Genomic DNA, 17,362 nt, shown 5'->3' with positions numbered 1-17,362 from the left:
ATCGCTCCGGGGTTCGAGGGTCCTGCCAACTCGATCGTGTGGAACGTCCTCGCCGTCTCACTCCTTCTCGGATACGTGCTGTTGATCGAACGGCGCCCCGTTGCATCCTTGGGGCTGCGGCGTCCGCAGGGCAAAGATCTCGAATGGGCCCTGTATCTGTTCGGGTTCTACATGGCGTGGCAGTGGGCCGTCCTCACCTTTTGGCCGCCCGCCGAGGATTCAGGAACGGCATCCATCACGTCGCTTCCCGTCGTCGCCGTTGCCGGGATGATCGTGTCGGCGGCAGTGTGCGAAGAGATTCTGTACCGCGGCTACCCGATTGAACGCCTCAGTGAGCTGACGCGCCACCCCTGGCTCGCCTACGTCCTCACCGTGCCGCTGTTCGTCGCTCCGCACACCGTCTTCTTCGGACCTCAGTGGCTCTGGACCTCGGGCATAGGAGCCCTTGCGATCTATCTTCTTTACGCCAGGACCCGCAACCTGCCGGCGTGCATGCTGCTTCATCTGGGCATCAACCTGCCCATCCTGATTCCGACGGTCGCCCACAGGCTCGGCGGGTAGCGCGGACCGCAGATGCTCACCGGTTCGCCGCCCCAAAACCGAAACCGGGGTATAGGCTCGCTGCCACACGGGTTATTCGAGCCAGCGAGGGACGCAATGAGATACGTGAAGCAACTCGGGGGAAGCACACTCGTGGTGATGGCGTTAGCCGTCGCCCTTACCGGATGCGCCTCGGACGGTGACGGTGACCTCAGCTTCAGCAACGAGGGGGCCGAAGATGTCACGGTGTCCACCGGAGACCAGGAATTCACCGTCGAATCGGACGGCGGTGTCCATATCCTCGGATACGGCTGCACCGAGGGGGACACCACCGTGCGGTTCCCGACGGGCCAGGAGGTTGTCCTCACTGAGCGCGTGTGCCCGGACCGGCAGGTCGTCATTCGGGACGGCACAGTGAACGTGGAGCCGTCTTCGACCGGCTAAGCACCCTGTGACCCGCAGCACACGTTACGGTCATTACCCTGAGATCCAAGGATCAGCATAAGTAGTACTTACGTGTCACGCTAAACAGCGTAAGCGTTAGTTTTTCGTGAGTATGCTCGACGCATTACTTCTCTGCCGCTCCACTGCTTCGGGGCGGCCTCCCTCCGGAAGGTCGCAGCCATGTCTGTCTCAGCGTTTCCCTCGCTTTCCCACCCCGGCTTTACCGCCGTTTCCGCCGGCAGCAGCCCGGAGACCTCCGAGGCCTGGCAGGCACTCAAGCAGGCCGCCACGGATCTGCAGCCGCTGCAGAACAAGAACGGATCAGTGGACACGGACAACCGTGCCGCTGCCGAAGAACTCATTTCAGTGATTGCTGCCGCCGTCGAGGCGCTGGCTCCGGCCTTCGAGCACGACGCCGAATACCTGTCCCTGGTGGTCCAGGACCTGCAGCGCTGGGTCGCCGGCGGCCTGGGCGAACCGGATTTCCTCGATTCCCTGCTCGCGTTCTCCCCGCAGCTGAACCGGACGGACGGCCTGCAGCACCTGGTGCTGTTCCCCATGTACACGCAGAACGGCTCCACAAACCGTTACGTGGAAGCGGTCCTGATCGAGGTTGTCTGGCCCGAGTTCATCGGCGAACTCGAAGCCGGCGAGTACTCCAACAAGCTCTTCGTACCCATCCGCTTCCTGGACTTCACCCCGGGCTACGACACCAACTCGGCAGTGCTCTTCCCCGAAACCGTGGCCGTCCGCGAAACGCCCACCTTCACCTGGGGCGCCATCTTCGCCGACCGCGAGGCTGCCCGGTTCCGCCGCGTCCTGCGCGCTGCCGCTGAGATCACCTCGCTGCAGCTGCCGGAGGATGCCGCCGCCCTGCTGGATGACCAGAAACTGGCCCAGGACACCTTTGTCATGTGGGACCTGATCCATGACCGCACGCACATGCGCGGGGACCTCCCCTTTGACCCGTTCATGATCAAACAGCGCATGCCGTACTTCCTATACTCCCTCGAGGAACTGCGCTGCGACCTCACGGCCTTCCGCGAAGCAGTGAAGATCGAAAAGGACGAGGACGCTTCCCCGGAGGCCCGCAAACATGCCACGCTGGTGCAGTACGCGGTGATCTTTGACCGGATCTTCCGGTTCGCCATTACAGGCAGCCGGGTGCGCAACTATGACGGCCTCGGCGGGCAGCTGTTGTTCGCCTGGATGCACCAGAACCACGTCCTGCACTGGACCGACGGCAAGCTGAGCATCGACTGGGAAGACGTGGCCGACGTCGTTGTCCGCCTGGGTGCGAACATTGAGGATCTGTACTGGCGCTCCATCGACCGGCCGAAGACCGCCCACTGGTTTGCCGCCTACGATCTGGTGTCCGCTACGCTGACGCCGAACCCGGCCTCCGTTTGGGCCAAGGGTCCGGACGCCCTGCCGTTGGACGGACCGCCGCGCGGGCTCACCGACCAGGTGCTGGACGACGAATTTCCGCTGTCCATGTTCTACGAAGCGCTGTCCAAGAAGATGGCCCCGGTCATCGAATCCACGTCGGGAATCACAGGGAGTTCGAACTAAATGAGCACCACGCCGGCCACCGGAACGTCCGCCTCTGACCAGTCCGCGCGGGGCCGTACCGTTTTGGTGGCCGGCGCGGCCTCCGCGTCCGGCGTCGCGGTCTGCAAAGCACTGGAAGCCGCCGGTGCCAAGGTTGTGGCGGTGGGCCGCGACGCCGCCCGGCTCGAAAACACCCTCTTTGGCCTGCTCGACGCCGATCTGCGCACCTGCGACCTGTCCCGTCCCGGCGACGTGGACGCCCTCTCCCAGGATCTGCAGGAAATGTACGGCGGGATTGACGGGCTGATCCATCTGGTGGGCGGCTGGCGCGGCGGCGGCGGCATCACCGGGCAGAAGGAAGACGACTGGGATTTCCTACAGACCAACATCCTGCAGACCCTGCGCAACGTCAGCCGCAGCTTCTACGACCAGCTGGCAGCGTCCGACGACGGCCGGCTCGCCATCATTTCCTCCACCTCCGTGGACTCCCCCACCGCCGGAGGCGCCGGGTACGCCGCAGCCAAGGCCGCGGCCGAAGCCTGGGTGCAGGCAATTGCGCAGGGCTTCCGCCGCGCGCAGTCCGGCGCCAAGGAAAACGCTCAGCCGCAGCACTCGGCCGCCGTCGTCTTTGTGGTCAAGGCCCTCGTCGATGACTCCATGCGTGCGGCCCAGCCGGACCGCGACTTCAGCACCTACACCGATGTGCAGACCCTGGCCGGGGCCGCCGTCGACCTTTTTAGCCAGGATGCGGCGCAGCTGAACGGGCAGCGCATCTCCCTGGTACCGCGGTCCTGAGCCGCGGTTCGAACCGAAACACCCGTAAGAGATACTGGACACTGTGACCAACATTTCCCCCCTGCATGACATATCCATCCGCGCGTTTGCCTCGGACAACTATTCCGGAGTTCATCCCGAAATCCTGGACGCGCTGACCGCAGCCAACCAGGGCCATCAGGTGGCCTACGGTGAAGACGTCTACACGGCCAAGCTGCGCGAGGTGCTGACTGCGCACTTCGGCTCGAAAATGCGCGCCTTCCCCGTTTTCAACGGCACCGGCGCCAACGTGACAGCGCTGCAGTCGCTGCTGCCGCGCTGGGGCGCCGTCATCTGCGCCTCCACCGCCCACATCAATGTGGACGAAAACGGTGCGCCGGAACGGATCGGCGGCATGAAACTGCTGCAGATCCCCGCCGCGGACGGCAAGCTCACGCCCGCACTGATCGACCAGGAGGCCTGGGGCTGGGGCGACGAGCACCGCGCGCAGCCGCTGGCCGTGTCCATCACCCAGTCCACCGAGCTGGGCACTTTGTACACGGTGGAGGAAATCACCGCCATTGCCGAGCACTGCCACAAGCACGGCATGCTCCTGCACATGGACGGGGCCCGGCTGGGCAATGCCGCCGCAGCGCTGGGCGTGGGCATGGGTGCCATGACCACCGACGCCGGCGTGGACATTTTGTCCCTGGGCGGCACCAAGAACGGCATGATGTACGGCGAGTGCATCGTCTCACTGAATCCGGAGGCCTCCCCCGGCCTGGATTACCTGCGCAAGATGAACATGCAGCTGGCGTCCAAGATGCGCTTCATTTCCGCCCAGTTCGTCACGCTGTATGAGGACGATCTCTGGCTGCGCTCGGCCTCACACGCGAACGCCATGGCACAGCGGCTGCGGGCAGCGGTGGAGAAGATCGACGGCGTGGAGCTGACCCAGCCCACCGAGTCCAACGCTGTCTTCGCCAAACTGCCGGCCGGCGTTGCGGACCGCCTGCGCTCCTCGTTCCGGTTCTACGACTGGGACCAGGCCACGGGCGAGGTGCGCTGGATGTGCACGTTCGACACGTCAGAAGCCGACGTCGATGCGTTCGCCGAGGCCATTGCCCGCGAGGTTGCTGCGGATCCCGCCGCTCCGGGAGAGTCTGCGCTGAGCTAGCAGCTGTGGTCCCGGAGCTGTTTCGGCAGCTCCGGGACCGGCAAAGCCGGCGGTACGTCCGGGCAAACAACCCCGGGCCCTCCCGCCACCGGCAGCTGAGGCCTAGGCTGGGCAGATAACAAAAGGGACACTTCGGCGAGCCTGAACCTTTGCCCGAGGTCTGCGCCAGTAACCTGCGAAGGTGAGTGCAATCGGTGACTTATCACAAGTACCCCCAGACTTCCTGAAAGCCCTCGGTTCGCTGCGGCGCGCCCGGTGCCGCCCTGAGCTGCATCTAAACGAGATCCCGGCACCGGCCCGGTTGGCGCCTTTTGCGGTGTCACTGGGTGCGGAGATTCTCGCGAGTGGACCGCTGGCACGTGCTGAGGGCCTCGGCCACGGCCCGTCCGGAATCGTCATTCCGGAACAAACCGAGCTGGCCACCGGCCGCTTTATCCTCCTGCATGACCCCGAGGGGTCTGACGTATGGAACGGAACGTTCCGGATTGTTACCTACATCCGGGCCGAACTGGAGCCGGACATGGGCAACGATGAACTTGTTGGTTCAGTCGCCTGGACGTGGCTCGTGGAAGCCCTGCAGGAACACCATGCCGGATACTCCAACGCCGGGGGCACCGCCACCCGAATCCTCTCGGAAAGCTACGGAACACTCGCCGGCCGGGGCGATGCCATTGATATTGAGCTGCGTGCCTCCTGGACCCCGGATTCCGCCGATGTGCAGGAGCATTTGGAAGCCTGGTCGGACATGGTCTGCACCTTTGCCGGGCTTCCTCCCCTGCCCGAAGGTGTCACTCCGTTGCCCAGGGTGCGCCGAAGCTAGGGCAAGACGCCCAGAATTGGACACCCCGAACCAGGCGGGGGTGCCCGTGTGTCACTGCGGCACCGCCGGACTCGATAGACTGAAGGTCTTATGACCGCGCAGATACCCGGCTCCCCCGTCCACACCCCTTCCGCTGACCCGAACGACGAGCCGGTTGAGCTCCCGCTGCTGGAGGCACCAAGAGACGGGGTGCCCCTGGTCATCGACACTCCCCGCGGACTGGAACGGGCCGCCAAGGCTCTCGCCGCCGGCACCGGACCCGCAGCCGTCGACGCTGAACGCGCTTCCGGCTTCCGCTACGGCCAGCGCGCTTTCTTGGTCCAGATTCGCCGTGAAGGCGCCGGCACCTGGCTGATCGATCCGGAACCGTTCGACAACCTGGATATCATCAACGACGCTCTGCAGGGCGTGGAGTGGATTCTGCACGCAGCCAGCCAGGACCTGCCCTGCCTTTCGGAACTGGGCATGTGGCCGGACAAGCTTTTCGACACGGAACTCGCCGCACGCCTGGCGGGACTGCCGCGCGTCGGCCTGGCCGCGGTGATTGAGAACCTGCTCGGTTTTACCCTGGCAAAGGAGCACTCGGCGGCCGACTGGTCCACCCGCCCGCTGCCCGAGCCGTGGCTGCGCTATGCCGCCCTGGACGTTGAGGTCCTCGCCGAGCTTCGCATTGAACTGATCAAGGTGCTCGACGACGCCGGGAAACTTACCTTCGCGGAGCAGGAGTTTGAAGCGATCCGGACGGCACCGCCGTCGGCCCCGCGGGTGGACCCGTGGCGCCGCACCAGCGGCATGCACCAGTTGCGTGACCGCCGGCAGCTGGCCGTTGTCCGCGAACTGTGGACCGAGCGCGAGCACCTGGCCGAAAACCGGGACACGGCCCCGGGCCGGCTCATCCCGGACTCCGCTATTGTGGCGGCCGCACGGGCCATGCCCACCACCGTGCCGCAGCTGCTGGGCACCCCGGGCTTCCACGGCCGCGCCGCACAGAAGGAAGCACCGCGCTGGCTGCGCTGCATTTCCGCTGGCCGGTCCGCCACCGACCTGCCGCCGCTGCACATTCCCACCCACGCTCCGCCGCCCCCGCGGGTATGGGCCAAGAATGATCCGGAGGCAGCGGCACGCCTGCAAACAGCAAAACCGCGGCTGGCTGCCGTAGCCGAGCAGCTGAACCTGCCCCTCGAGAATCTGCTGACTCCCGACACCCTTCGCCGGGTGGCCTGGCGTCCTCCGGCACAGATCAATCTGGATTCGATCAGCTCTGCGCTGCGGGACCTGGGCGCACGCCAGTGGCAGATCGAGCAGACGGCTGCAGTGCTTACCGTCGCGTTCCTTGATCCGGACCCGCTGGTGGAAAAGGAAAAAGACAGCGCCAGCTCCCGATAGGGCGAAGACAGCAGGGACCGGAGGAAAACCTCCGGTCCCTGCTGTTTTAGTGCCGCAAGACGAGCTCAGCGGACGGGGCCGCGGGGCTCGGCGCGCCGGCAGTTAGTTGACCTTTATGGTCATCATTCCTTTGGGGTTGCTCTGGACCACCTTGATGGTGGTTCCGGTTCCGGCCACCACAACGCTGCCCTGCGGATTTGCCGGGTCATAGTACGCGTTCGGGTTGCTGTCATTGAACACGGCGACGCCTGGCCGCGACGGCACGTTCAGCGTTCTCATCCCGGCCGCCGTTTCACGGTGCAGCAGAATCGGATCCGTGGCTTCCTTGCCGAATGTTGCATCAAAGCTCTGGATGCGGTTGCGGGCCACAACGCCGTCGGAGAATTTCAGCGCCTGAGGCCGTGCGTCCACCGGGAGAACGAGGCCGGCACCGGGATGCTGGCTCGTGTTGTTGTTGCGCTGCCCGGCGTTCCAGTAGGTCACCAGGAGTCCGTTTTGGTACGGGAAGTGCTCCACCCGGTCCGGAGAGCTGAGTGCCCAGCCGAAGTTGTAGGGCCCGGTCTCCAAGGTGGCGTCATACCCGACGTACTGGCGGTTCTCCGCGATGTAGTACCGTCCGTTGCCGTTGGCGTCCCGCGGGAGGGTAACCACCACGGCCTGCTGTTTCTTGGTGGCGTGGTAGGACGGGCCGAGCATGTGTGTGGATTTCTCGCCCGCGGCGGCAACATCGTAGTCGAGCCAGCCCATCTGCAGCTTTTCCCAGGCACCCATGTGGTTGGGGGTGGAACCAATGGAGTCTTCACCGCGTCCGAGCCAGGAGCCGGAGCTCATGAGGGTCCAGAAGCCGGTTCCGTTGTCCCCGCCTGCGGTGTCGTATAGGTCGGGCAGGCCAAGGTCGTGGCCGTATTCGTGGGCGAAAACACCCAGGCCGCCGTTTTCCGGTTCGGTGGTGTAATCGCGGATCCACACCTTGGAGTCCCCGATCCGGATGCCGCCATAGGGATTGGCAGCGGGACCTTGAGTTCCCCTGCCGGCCTGACCCACGGACCAGCGGTGCGACCATATGGTGGATTCCGCCGCCCCGGCTTCTTCACCCTCGCCGGCGTGGATAGCCTGGAAGTGGTCAATGTAGCCGTCCGGCTCATCGAAGTTGCCGTTCTTGTTGTAGTCGTAGCGGTCCCACTGGTCGAAGCCGGCCAGATAGGCGTCGATGTCCGCGGCGCTCTTGCCGGCGGCAATCTGCCCGTCGTACCAGGCATCAGCGGCATCCTGCACAAAGCGCGTCATGTCCGCCTGGGATTCGGTCTGGCCGTAACTCGCGGTGTTGTAGGGCACGGTCACCCAGTCGCTGACGTCACCGTCCACTGTGTAGCGGCCGCTGGACATCTCCTCATACAGGGTCTTCAGGGATTCGCCCTGCGGGTTGAAGAACATGTCCAGGTAATGCTCGCGGTCGAACTCCGGGAGCCAATAGGTGGAGTTGTCCGCGCTGCGGTTGGGCTGCGGGATCTGGTTATGCAGCGGCCCGGGAGCGGAATCCGGGAACCGCGGGTCCACCTGGTCACCGAACTCAATCAGGAAGGACAGGATCTGGTCGCTGTCTTCCAGTCCGTACTCCGCCCACTGCCCCGGGGCCACCTGGACGGCCTTGGAGCCGCCTCGGTTCTGGACCGGAGCTTCGCCGCGGACCACCTTTTCCACTGCCTGCTGATTCAGGGCACGCCGTTCGTCTGCGGCGGCGTCGGGACGGTCATCGGTTTTTCCGGGACTGCCGTTGGCTCCCGGGGCTCCGGCAAAGGTCCCGCCGTCCCCTGCGTCCGGCTGGGAAGGCGGAGCTGCCACAGCGGCCAAGGGCGAGAGCAAAAGGACGCTGCTGACGGCCAGCACGGCTGCCTTCCGCGCATTCCTGCGCTTGTTTCGACGAATCAAGTGATCCCCTTAGAACAAAACTTCACGGGTGGAAGTGTGATGGGATAAAGGTAAGGCCCGTTTGAATTAGCGCGGAAACAACATCCACAGCGATTGGCTATTTAGGAAAAACGAAGGGAAATATCCAGCGGACCCCTTTCTAAAATGTCCGGAGCCCTGTAATGGGAGAGACAATGCGGGTTACAGGTGGAATTCCATGGCCTTTGGCTCCGGTGTACAGATAGGCTGTTGCCGTGCCCAGACTCGAATACGCCGCCGGACCCGATCTGCCGCTGAACGACGTCGTGCGGCTGTACGACTCGGTGGGCTGGAGTGCCTACACCAAGGACCCGGGCAACCTGGCCGCTGCCCTTGCGGGTTCCACGCTGCTGGCGGCCGCCCGCGACGGCGATGACTTGGTGGGCCTGGCCCGGATCATTTCAGACGGTCACTCGATTTGTTACCTGCAGGACGTCCTCGTTGATCCCCGGCACCAGCGAACCGGACTGGGCAGGCGCCTGGTCGAATTTGTCCTGGCACCGTACGCCCATGTGCGGCAAAAGGTGTTGCTCACGGACACTGAGCCCGGCCAGAAGGCATTCTACGAATCTCTGGGCTACCGGCAGGCAGGCGGTGACGCCGGCGGCGGATTGCCGCTACGGGCATTCGTCCGGTTCGATGGATGAAACAGTCCACCCAGCGCGATGCCGCCGTTGTGCTGCTGTTTACAGCCGCCGCGGGTGTGGTGTTGATTGTCCGCGGCAATGAAACCGCAGCCTGGGTGTTTTGTGCGTACTGTTTCGTCTTGGCACTGATGCACATCCGCCGGGAGCGCCGGACCCGGCGCCGTTATGCGGCAAGGAACCAGTGTGAATGCCGGATCCTGGCGCCCGCTGCTGCGTTCTCCCGGCCGCGGTGGGCGCGTGCACTCGCAACTCCGTATCCGGATTGGCTGACCCTGCAGCCTCTGTCCGGCGGCACACGGGCCGGCGATGACCCGCTGGCGGTGCGAACCTCCGATTTCGCGGGGATGCGCAAGGCCTCATTTTCCGAATCCCTGTTCCGGTTCAACCCCGGCTGGCGCGTGGCATCCTTTCCCCGCGATGGCGGCGAAGTCCTGATTGCCGCCCCGCCGGCCCTCCTGACGTCATTTACCGGACCCTCCTCTTCTCGCCGCCCGGAACACAGCTCGCAAACACCGGAGGACAACCAATGATCTGGGCCGTTTTCCCCGTGGCGTGGGGGCTCGGAATGTGGGTCCTTCTCAGCAACGTCATAAAGGGCCACGGCTATTACCCGCCCTCATGGTGGTGGACCACCCTGCCGTTCAGCATCGTCGGTTTCATGGCTGGCGCACCAACACGGTCCCCAGTCGCCGGCGTCGTTGTCGGTTCACTTGCTGCCATCGTCGTACATGTCTGGGCCTCGGCCCGCATCAGTAAAAGGTATCTGGGGGCGGCGGAAGTCTCTTCCTATCTGGGAAGGCAAGGCACTGTCACCAAGCCTCTTACGAGCCTCGACCAGAATTAATATGGAAGGCCGGGTCGAAATCGAGGCAGGCCGGATTGTTTATGCCATAACTATAGGAAAAACAGGAAAAGTGGCGCTGCCCAAGGGTACCCGGGTCCGAATTGTCGGCACCACTCCCGGCAACAGGGCCATTGTTGAGCCGCTCGAGAACTTTACCGACGGCTATCTGCTGCACTAGCGGAAAACTGCAATCACCGGCATAACAATCCTGCATACTGCGCTGGCGCCGGGCGGCACCCTGGCTTAGTCTCGGCGCACCCGGTCAGGTTACTGCGTTCCTTTCCTCCGGTCTCCGATTCTGACCCCCTGTACTTCGGGGGGTCCCTTCACTGTTTGGAAAGGTTGCCGCCATGCCATCCGCCGCGTCCACAGAAACCATTTATTCCACGGTCCTGGCCTGCCCGCCCGAGGACGTGTGGCGCGCTCTGACGGCCTCCAATGTTCCGCGCAGCTGGATGTGGGATTCCAGTCTGCGCGGAACCATGGAGCCGGGCAGCGACTATGCCCTGTACGCGGACGGTAATAACCTCATCGTCGGATCCGTCGTGGAGGCCGACGCCCCGTACCGGCTCGTCCTGACTTTTGACGCCCGGTGGGATGACCGGGTTGCTGATGAGCCCGCCGGTGAATTGGAGTACCTCATCACACCGACGGGCGAACGGGAATGCATGTTTAGTGTCCGGCTGTCGGGGCTGACCGGCGCCACCGCCGCTGCCGTGGAGCAGGACACCCCTGAGCTGTACTCCCGGTTTAAATCCTGGTTGGAGCAGAGCGACGCCGGCTGAGAGAACGTTTCCGGCAGCTTAGTCGAAGACGGGCACGCCGCCGCGCACCAGGCGCCAGTTGTTCTCGGCGAAGTCCGCCGGGTCAACGGTGCCCTGAGCCACCACGTAGTCGATGAGCAGCTGGCGGATTTCCGTCTGCTGATTCACCAGGACGGGCGCCGTGGAGATGTGCGGGAAGTTGCCGCCGCCGGACTGCCGGTAGTTGTTGGTGGCTACGGCAAACCGCTGCGCCGGATCCACCGGAGCACCGTTGAAGCTCAGGTTGACGATACGCTCTCCCACCGGGCGGCTGATGTCGATGTCATAGTCAACGCCGGACATCATGTCGTAGTTGTAGTCAGGAGTGCCGTCTGCGTTGGTCAGGGTGGCCGGATCCACCGGGGCGCCCGGCGCCGTCTGGACGAAGTACTTCGCCGAATACTCCAGGTACTCCTTGATCTGCGCACCCGTCATCTCGACACCGAAGAGGGTGTTGGGGAAGACATACAGCCCGGCCAGATCGCGGATGGTCACCGGACCGGCGGGGATTTCCGCGGTGCGGCTGAAGGGCGCCACCAGCGACAGCACCGGCAGATCGGCGTTGGGTCCGCCGTCGAGCGCCCGGTCCACGGCAGAGGCCTGAACCGAACCCACAAAATCCATGACGGCTGTGTCGCGGTAGCGTGACTCCGCCGCAGGCATGGATTCGGTGGCGGTCCCGATGGGCGTATTGACGTAGTCAATGACCCGCTGGTGCTGTTCGGCCACCAGTTTGGAGATCTCGGGATCCGCCTCAACGGTGTTGGCGTTCAGCAGCGATGCCGACGCCGAGACCACGTCCCACTGGCCGCGCACCTTCTTCAGTTCAAAGTCCATGACGGACAGGCGCATGCCCCAGTTCAGCGGCTCGGTCAACAGCACCTGGTCACCGGTGACCTTGTTCGTCACGAAGCGTTCCGGAATCTCCTGATGGGCGTGTCCCACCAGGACGGCGTCGATGCCGGGCACTGTTTCAGCCAGCTGGGTGGAGGCGTTCTCCAGCGGCAGCTCGGGCCCGTAGGAGGAGGTCCCCGACGTTCCGGAGTGGGCACTGACCACCACCACGTCCGCTCCGCGTGCCTTCATTTGCGGCACGTACTTCTGTGCCTGCTCCACGATGCCCGGGAACTTGAGCTTCCCGTCAACGTTATTTTTGTCCCAAATGGCCACCCCGGGGTTGGTGAGACCCAGGATGCCGACCTTCACGGGTTTGTTGCCCTTGGTCTTCACCGTTTTGATGATGTACGGGGTGAATGCCGGCTTGCCGGAGGTTGCATCCACTGCATTTGCGCCAAGCAGCGGGAAATCCAGCTGGCTTTCAAACTTCCGCAGCAGATCGAGTCCATAGTTGAATTCGTGGTTGCCCAGCGCCGCTGCGTCATAATCCATCGCGTTCATGGCCGCAGCCATGGGGTGGATTTCGCCGGTTTCGGTAATGGGTTCCGTGTTGGCGAAGTAATCCGTCAGCGAGGTGCCCTGGATGGTGTCACCGGCGTCGATCAGCAGTGTGGAGGCACTGCCCCGGTCAGCCCGGACTGTATTCACGAGGGTGGAGATCTTGGCCAGTCCGACGTCGTTGGAGGCGGCGTCATCGTATTCGCCGTCCTTGAAGTAATCCCAGTTCTCGATGTAGCCGTGCAGGTCCGAAGTGCCCAGGACCGTGACGGAGGTTGTCTGGTCCTTGCCGCCGTGGTGCGGAGGCTTGGCTGCAGCCGGGGTCATTGAAACAAATGTCAGTGCGATGGCGGCGGTGACTGCGGTGGCAGCACCCCGCCGTCGGGCAAATGGAAACAGCAATGTGTTCAGCTCCTCATAGTGCGTGCGTTATCCCCCTCAGGCACCCTTGCAGGTTTAGGTGCAATTCCGGAATAGGCGCAACGAAAAAAGTCGCTGGTATTTTTTGGGATGACGGTGCTGAACATGTTGCGCTTTTCTGCCGGCTCCATTAATGCGTGCGCATTGCGCGGTCGTCCCAGCGTTCCTCGCCGTCCTCATCGATCAGCCCTGTTGCTGCAAGCCCAAGTTTCCGTGCGACGGCCGCTGAGGCACGGTTTTCGGGATGAATGAAGGCGGCGACCGGTCCGGGGGCGTGGATCCGAAGCCAGCCCAGCATCGCCCGCGCTGCCGCCGTGGCTGTGCCCCTGCCTTGAAACGCCTCGCCCACCACCCACGCAACATACGACGTCGGCCCGTCCGTTTCCTGCGACACCGTCGCTTGAACAAAACCGCACGCCGCACCGTTGTCCCGGATGATCCAGTTCAGCCAGATCTCCCGCCTGTCCGGTGATCCGCCAACGGTTTGGGCGGCGTACCGTCGTGCCAGTTCCTCCGCTGTCGGCGCCGCGCCGCCGATGTACCGGTAAAGGCCGTCCCCGCGAGCACGTCAGCCATTTCAGCTGCGTGCTGGACACCCAGCGGTTCCAGCACCAGGCGGGGCGTGGTGATCAATGCGGGCCGGAGTGCCGGGATCATTTGGCCGCCTCGAGGATCCGCTGGAACAGAAGGTGGTCCTGCCATCGGCCGGCGATTTTCAGATATCGGGGAGCAAGACCGATCTGCGCGAACCCGGATTTGTCCAGAATCCGCTGTGACGCGGCGTTGTGCAGCAGGGTCGCGGCTTGGATCCGGTGCAGGCCCAAACGTTCCCGTGCCGTTTCGACGACGGCGGTCACGGCCGCGGTGCCATGGCCCCGTCCAGCGTATTCCCCGTCGATCCAGTAGCCGAGATTCGCGGAGAGGAACGGTCCGCGGACAATACCGGTCAGTGTGATGGTTCCGATGATCCGTTCACCGTCGGCAAGGACCCAGGGCACTTCACTCCCCGCCTGAAACAGCGCCAGCTTGGCGTCGATGACGGAGCGCTGGCCATCCCCGGTGAAGAAGGCGTCCGGGCGCAGCGGTTCCCACGGCGCCAGATAGTTCCGGTTCCGCTGGTAGGCAGCTGCGAGAGCGGGAGCGTCTTCGGGACACACGACGACCAGCCGGATGCCGTCGGGCAGGGTGATGGCAGGCAGGTCCTGCATGTCGGTAAGCACGTCACAGCCTAACCCGAACCCCATCCGCCTGAGTCAGTGGCCGGGCACACCCGCGCCCTTGTCCTGCCCCCGCGCCCTATCCCAGCGTCTTAAGCGCCGCCGTCAGGTACGGAGCGGTGCGGCTGGCGTCGCACGCGGCAACCTCGGCCGGCGTACCCGCACAGATGATCCGGCCGCCGTCGTCGCCGCCGGAGGGTCCCATGTCGATGACCCAGTCCGCGGCGGCCACCACGTTCATGGAATGTTCCACCACCACCACGGTGTTGCCCGCGTCCACGAGCCGGTTGAGCTGCGCGAGCAGCAGGCGCACGTCCTGGGGGTGCAGACCGGTGGTCGGCTCATCGAGCAGGTACAGGGTGTGGCCGCGGCGGGCACGCTGCAGCTCGGTGGCGAGCTTGATGCGCTGGGCCTCGCCGCCGGAGAGTTCAGTGGCCGGCTGCCCCAGGCGAAGGTACCCCAGGCCGACGTCGAGCAGGGTCTGCAGGCTCCGCGCCGCCGCCGGGACGTCCGCGAGGAATTCCGCAGCTGTTTCCACCCGCATGCCCAGCACGTCGGCGATGTTCTTGCCGCGGTAGGTGACTTCCAGCGTCTCATCGTTGTACCGCGCACCGTGGCACTGCGGGCAGGGACCGTAGGTGCCGGGCAGGAACAGCAGTTCGACGGCGAGGAACCCTTCACCCTGGCAGGTGGGGCAGCGTCCACTGGCCACGTTGAAGGAGAAACGGCCTGCGGTGTAGCCGCGGGCCTTGGCCTCGTCGGTGCCGGCGTAGAGCTTGCGCACGGCATCGAAGAGCCCGGTGTAGGTCGCCAGGTTGGAGCGCGGCGTGCGGCCGATGGGACGCTGGTCCACCTTAACCAGGCGGTCCAGGTGCTCCAGCCCGGCAATGTCGCGCACTGTGGCGCCGGGATCGACGTCGTCCTCCAGCTCCGCTTCCGGGTCATCCGCCCGGTCGGCGGCCGCGGCCGAGGAGCCGTTGACGTGCACGCCCACGGTTTCGGCCAGCACCTGGCTCACCAGGGTGGATTTGCCTGAACCGGAGACACCGGTGACGGCGGTGAGTACGCCCAGCGGAATCTCGGCATCGAGTTCACGCAGGTTGTGCCGGGTGATGCCCTTAAGGTTCAGCCACCGCCCGGGAGTCCGGTCGGCCGATGCGGGTTCCTCGGCTTCCCGGAACAGGAACGGGCGGGTGGCGCTTTCTGCCACGTCCTTCAGTCCCGCCACGGGACCGCTGTAGAGGACAGTGCCGCCGCCGTCGCCGGCTTGGGGTCCCACGTCCACAATCCACTCCGCGCTGCGGACCACATCCATGTTGTGCTCGACGACGAAGACGGAGTTCCCGGCTTCCTTCAGCTCCTGCAGGACGGCCAGCAGCGGTTCGGCGTCGGCTGGATGCAGGCCCGCGGACGGCTCATCCAGGACATAGATGACGCCGAACAGGCCCGAGCGCAGCTGCGTAGCGATGCGCAGACGCTGCATCTCACCCGGCGACAGGGTGGGTGTGGACCGGGACAGGCTCAGGTAGCCCAGTCCCAGGTCGATGAGGATCCTAAGCCGGGACAGCAGGTCGCGGGTGATGGTGACGGCAACTTCGGTGTCCTCGTTGGAAGCCGCCGACCGCGACGCCGTTCCAGCAGCCTTCAGCTCCGCCGTCGGCCGGATGATTTCCGCCAGCTCACCCAGGGTGGCGCCGTTCAGTTCGGCGATGTTCCGACCGGCGAACGTAACTGCGAGCGCTTCGGGACGCAGGCCCGCTCCGCCGCAGACCGGACACGGCCCGGACACCATAAATTCGAGCACGCGTTTGCGCATCTGCTCGCTGCCCGAGTCAGCCAGGGTGTGAAGAACATAGGACTTGGCGCTCCAGAACCGGCCCTTGTAAGGCTTGGCGACCCTGTCACGCTGCGGGGTAATCATCACGACTGGCTGTTCCTCAGTGAACAGGATCCAGTCGCGGTCCTTCTTGGGCAGCTTCTTCCACGGCACGTCGACGTCGTAGCCCAGCTGGATGAGGATGTCGCGCAGGTTTTTACCCTGCCAGGCGCCGGGCCAGGCGGCAATGGCACCGTCGCGGATGCTCAGGTTCGGGTTCGGCACCAGGGAGTCCTCGGTGACGGTGTGGGCGATCCCCAGGCCCGAGCACTCCCGGCAGGCGCCGGCGGCCGTGTTGGGTGAGAATGCGTCAGAGTCCAGGCTCCCCGGTTCAGCATCCGCCGGGTACGTGCCCCCGCGGGAGAAGAGCATGCGCATCGAGTTGGAAAGCGTGGTCAGCGTCCCCACGGTGGAACGTGAACTGGGCGTGCCGCGGCGCTGCTGGAGGGCGACGGCGGGAGGCAGCCCGGTGATCTCCTCCACTTTGGGCGTGTGTCCCTGGGACAGCAGCCGGCGTGCGTACGGGGCCACGGACTCAAAGTAGCGGCGCTGGGCCTCGGCGTAGATGGTGCCGAAGGCCAGCGAAGACTTGCCGGATCCGGATATTCCCGTGAAGGCAACGATCGCGTCGCGCGGAATCTCGACGTCGACATTGCGCAGGTTGTTCTCCTGCGCTCCGCGCACACGGACCATGCCGTTGATGCTCACGTCTGTGCTCGCGGCCGGGGCGGTTTTTGGGGAGGACTCAGCAATACTCATCCTTCTCAGGTTACCGAGGAGGGCGGCTCGGGACTAAATGGTAAGCCTGCTTTCCGCTTAGCGCGTGACGGCGTCCGACAGTGGCACGCGCTCCGAGAGTTGCAGGCTGTCCGGCAGATGCACGCCGTCGGGCAGCTCAGGAGCTTCGAACTTCTGCCGCTCGCACTCGTCGCGCAGCTGAGGGTAGGTGTCCGCGATGAGGTCCAGGATCCGGTTGCGGACGACGAGGTAGGCCTCCCCCACACCGACAACACCCTTGAATTCCTTGAGCTCCTCCTCATAGGAGGTCTGCTTGTGCCGCAGATAGTTTACGGTCAGCCGGTCCAGCCTCGCCTTGGAGGTGTTGCGGCTGGCCGGGGACTGGCTGCGCCGGAGCCTGCTGTTGAAGTGGGCAATGGCGTTGTCCTGCATCTCCTGCCAAGGCTCCGGAACAATACTCAGTTCCAGCGCCTGCGCCGCCGCAACGGCTTCCTTCTTTTTCGCCAGCGCTCGGGTGCGGGCGGCAATCTGCCGCGTCCGTGATGCTTCCCGCGCCTTCTGGTATGCGGGCGTGGCCTCGATGGCTTCGACCCTCTCCAGCGCGTACAGCTTCATGGGTGCCGCCTTGCGGGAAAACGGATTGCGCGCGGTCTGGTCCGGCTCAGGCAGGAAGGTCTTGATCTGCGTGTCCGTCCAGCCGCGGTCCTTTTTCAGGTCATTGGCAATCAGCATCCCTTCGCTGTTGGCCGGTTTGGGCCGCGGCGGATGGTGTTTTCCTCGGGACAAGGCAGACTCCAAAATTCT

Annotated in this window: 17 protein-coding genes; 11 read left to right on the top strand and 6 right to left on the bottom strand. The window is 64.6% G+C overall.

What is annotated here, in order from left to right:
• Window positions 1–36: 36 nt before the first annotated feature.
• The 7 genes from CXQ89_RS07635 to CXQ89_RS07605 all read left to right on the top strand — a co-directional run bounded on the left by CXQ89_RS07635 (window position 37) and on the right by CXQ89_RS07605 (window position 6,671).
• A complete protein-coding gene (locus CXQ89_RS07635) occupies window positions 37–561 on the top strand; it encodes a CPBP family intramembrane glutamic endopeptidase (RefSeq protein WP_146067210.1) in 525 nt (174 codons plus the stop codon).
• 96 nt (window positions 562–657) lie between these two features.
• A complete protein-coding gene (locus CXQ89_RS07630; protein WP_146067209.1) occupies window positions 658–984 on the top strand; it encodes a hypothetical protein in 327 nt (108 codons plus the stop codon).
• Window positions 985–1,164: 180 nt separating this feature from the next.
• Window positions 1,165–2,556, top strand: coding sequence for a DUF6421 family protein (locus tag CXQ89_RS07625; protein WP_104160841.1), 1,392 nt, complete (start codon window positions 1,165–1,167; stop codon window positions 2,554–2,556).
• The gene (locus CXQ89_RS07620) at window positions 2,557–3,330 is read left to right on the top strand and encodes an SDR family NAD(P)-dependent oxidoreductase (protein ID WP_104160840.1); all 774 of its coding nucleotides are present in this window, start codon (window positions 2,557–2,559) and stop codon (window positions 3,328–3,330) included.
• A gap of 43 nt (window positions 3,331–3,373) precedes the next feature.
• Entirely contained in the window at window positions 3,374–4,465 is a 1,092-nt protein-coding gene (locus tag CXQ89_RS07615; RefSeq protein ID WP_258059960.1) for a low specificity L-threonine aldolase, read from the top strand.
• 190 nt (window positions 4,466–4,655) lie between these two features.
• The gene (locus CXQ89_RS07610) at window positions 4,656–5,285 is read left to right on the top strand and encodes a DUF3000 domain-containing protein (protein WP_104054868.1); all 630 of its coding nucleotides are present in this window, start codon (window positions 4,656–4,658) and stop codon (window positions 5,283–5,285) included.
• 90 nt (window positions 5,286–5,375) lie between these two features.
• Window positions 5,376–6,671 carry a ribonuclease D gene (locus CXQ89_RS07605; protein ID WP_104160838.1) on the top strand — a complete coding sequence of 432 codons (1,296 nt, stop codon included), beginning with the start codon at window positions 5,376–5,378 and terminating at the stop codon, window positions 6,669–6,671.
• A gap of 102 nt (window positions 6,672–6,773) precedes the next feature.
• Here CXQ89_RS07605 and CXQ89_RS07600 read toward each other — a convergent pair whose 3' ends face one another.
• Entirely contained in the window at window positions 6,774–8,600 is a 1,827-nt protein-coding gene (locus CXQ89_RS07600) for an immune inhibitor A (protein WP_258059959.1), read from the bottom strand.
• A 233-nt stretch (window positions 8,601–8,833) separates the two neighbouring features.
• On the opposite strand from CXQ89_RS07600, the gene CXQ89_RS07595 reads away from it, so the two are divergent.
• The 4 genes from CXQ89_RS07595 (at window position 8,834) to CXQ89_RS07580 (ending at window position 10,894) form a co-directional block, all read left to right on the top strand.
• A complete protein-coding gene (locus tag CXQ89_RS07595; RefSeq protein ID WP_104160836.1) occupies window positions 8,834–9,265 on the top strand; it encodes a GNAT family N-acetyltransferase in 432 nt (143 codons plus the stop codon).
• Window positions 9,262–9,795: a hypothetical protein gene (locus CXQ89_RS07590; RefSeq protein WP_104160835.1), complete on the top strand. Its 534-nt coding sequence runs from the start codon at window positions 9,262–9,264 to the stop codon at window positions 9,793–9,795. The genes CXQ89_RS07595 and CXQ89_RS07590 overlap by 4 nt, the downstream gene beginning before the upstream one ends.
• 384 nt (window positions 9,796–10,179) lie before the next feature.
• Entirely contained in the window at window positions 10,180–10,287 is a 108-nt protein-coding gene (locus CXQ89_RS18325; protein ID WP_181032258.1) for an NfeD family protein, read from the top strand.
• 172 nt (window positions 10,288–10,459) lie between these two features.
• Window positions 10,460–10,894 (top strand): SRPBCC domain-containing protein, encoded by a 435-nt coding sequence (locus tag CXQ89_RS07580; protein ID WP_104160833.1) that lies wholly within the window; start codon window positions 10,460–10,462, stop codon window positions 10,892–10,894.
• An 18-nt stretch (window positions 10,895–10,912) separates the two neighbouring features.
• Here the strand turns inward: CXQ89_RS07580 and CXQ89_RS07575 are convergent, their stop codons facing one another.
• The 5 genes from CXQ89_RS07575 to CXQ89_RS07555 form a co-directional block, all read right to left on the bottom strand.
• A complete protein-coding gene (locus tag CXQ89_RS07575) occupies window positions 10,913–12,634 on the bottom strand; it encodes a bifunctional UDP-sugar hydrolase/5'-nucleotidase (RefSeq protein WP_104161400.1) in 1,722 nt (573 codons plus the stop codon).
• Window positions 12,635–12,857: 223 nt separating this feature from the next.
• Complete coding sequence (locus tag CXQ89_RS07570; RefSeq protein WP_258060071.1) at window positions 12,858–13,235, bottom strand: GNAT family N-acetyltransferase; 378 nt, start codon at window positions 13,233–13,235, stop codon at window positions 12,858–12,860.
• A 145-nt stretch (window positions 13,236–13,380) separates the two neighbouring features.
• Window positions 13,381–13,935 carry a GNAT family N-acetyltransferase gene (locus CXQ89_RS07565; protein ID WP_104161399.1) on the bottom strand — a complete coding sequence of 185 codons (555 nt, stop codon included), beginning with the start codon at window positions 13,933–13,935 and terminating at the stop codon, window positions 13,381–13,383.
• 88 nt (window positions 13,936–14,023) lie between these two features.
• Window positions 14,024–16,513, bottom strand: a complete 2,490-nt coding sequence (gene uvrA / locus CXQ89_RS07560; RefSeq protein WP_258060070.1) for an excinuclease ABC subunit UvrA — start codon at window positions 16,511–16,513, stop codon at window positions 14,024–14,026.
• A 123-nt stretch (window positions 16,514–16,636) separates the two neighbouring features.
• Window positions 16,637–17,344 (bottom strand): hypothetical protein, encoded by a 708-nt coding sequence (locus CXQ89_RS07555; RefSeq protein WP_104160831.1) that lies wholly within the window; start codon window positions 17,342–17,344, stop codon window positions 16,637–16,639.
• Window positions 17,345–17,362: the final 18 nt, after the last annotated feature.

This window comes from Arthrobacter sp. ZGTC212, from assembly GCF_002929255.1.
GTDB classification, from domain to species: Bacteria; Actinomycetota; Actinomycetes; order Actinomycetales; family Micrococcaceae; genus Arthrobacter_B; species Arthrobacter_B sunyaminii.
Note: the sequence above shows the minus strand (reverse complement) of the source record. Positions and strands in the feature narration are given on the sequence as shown.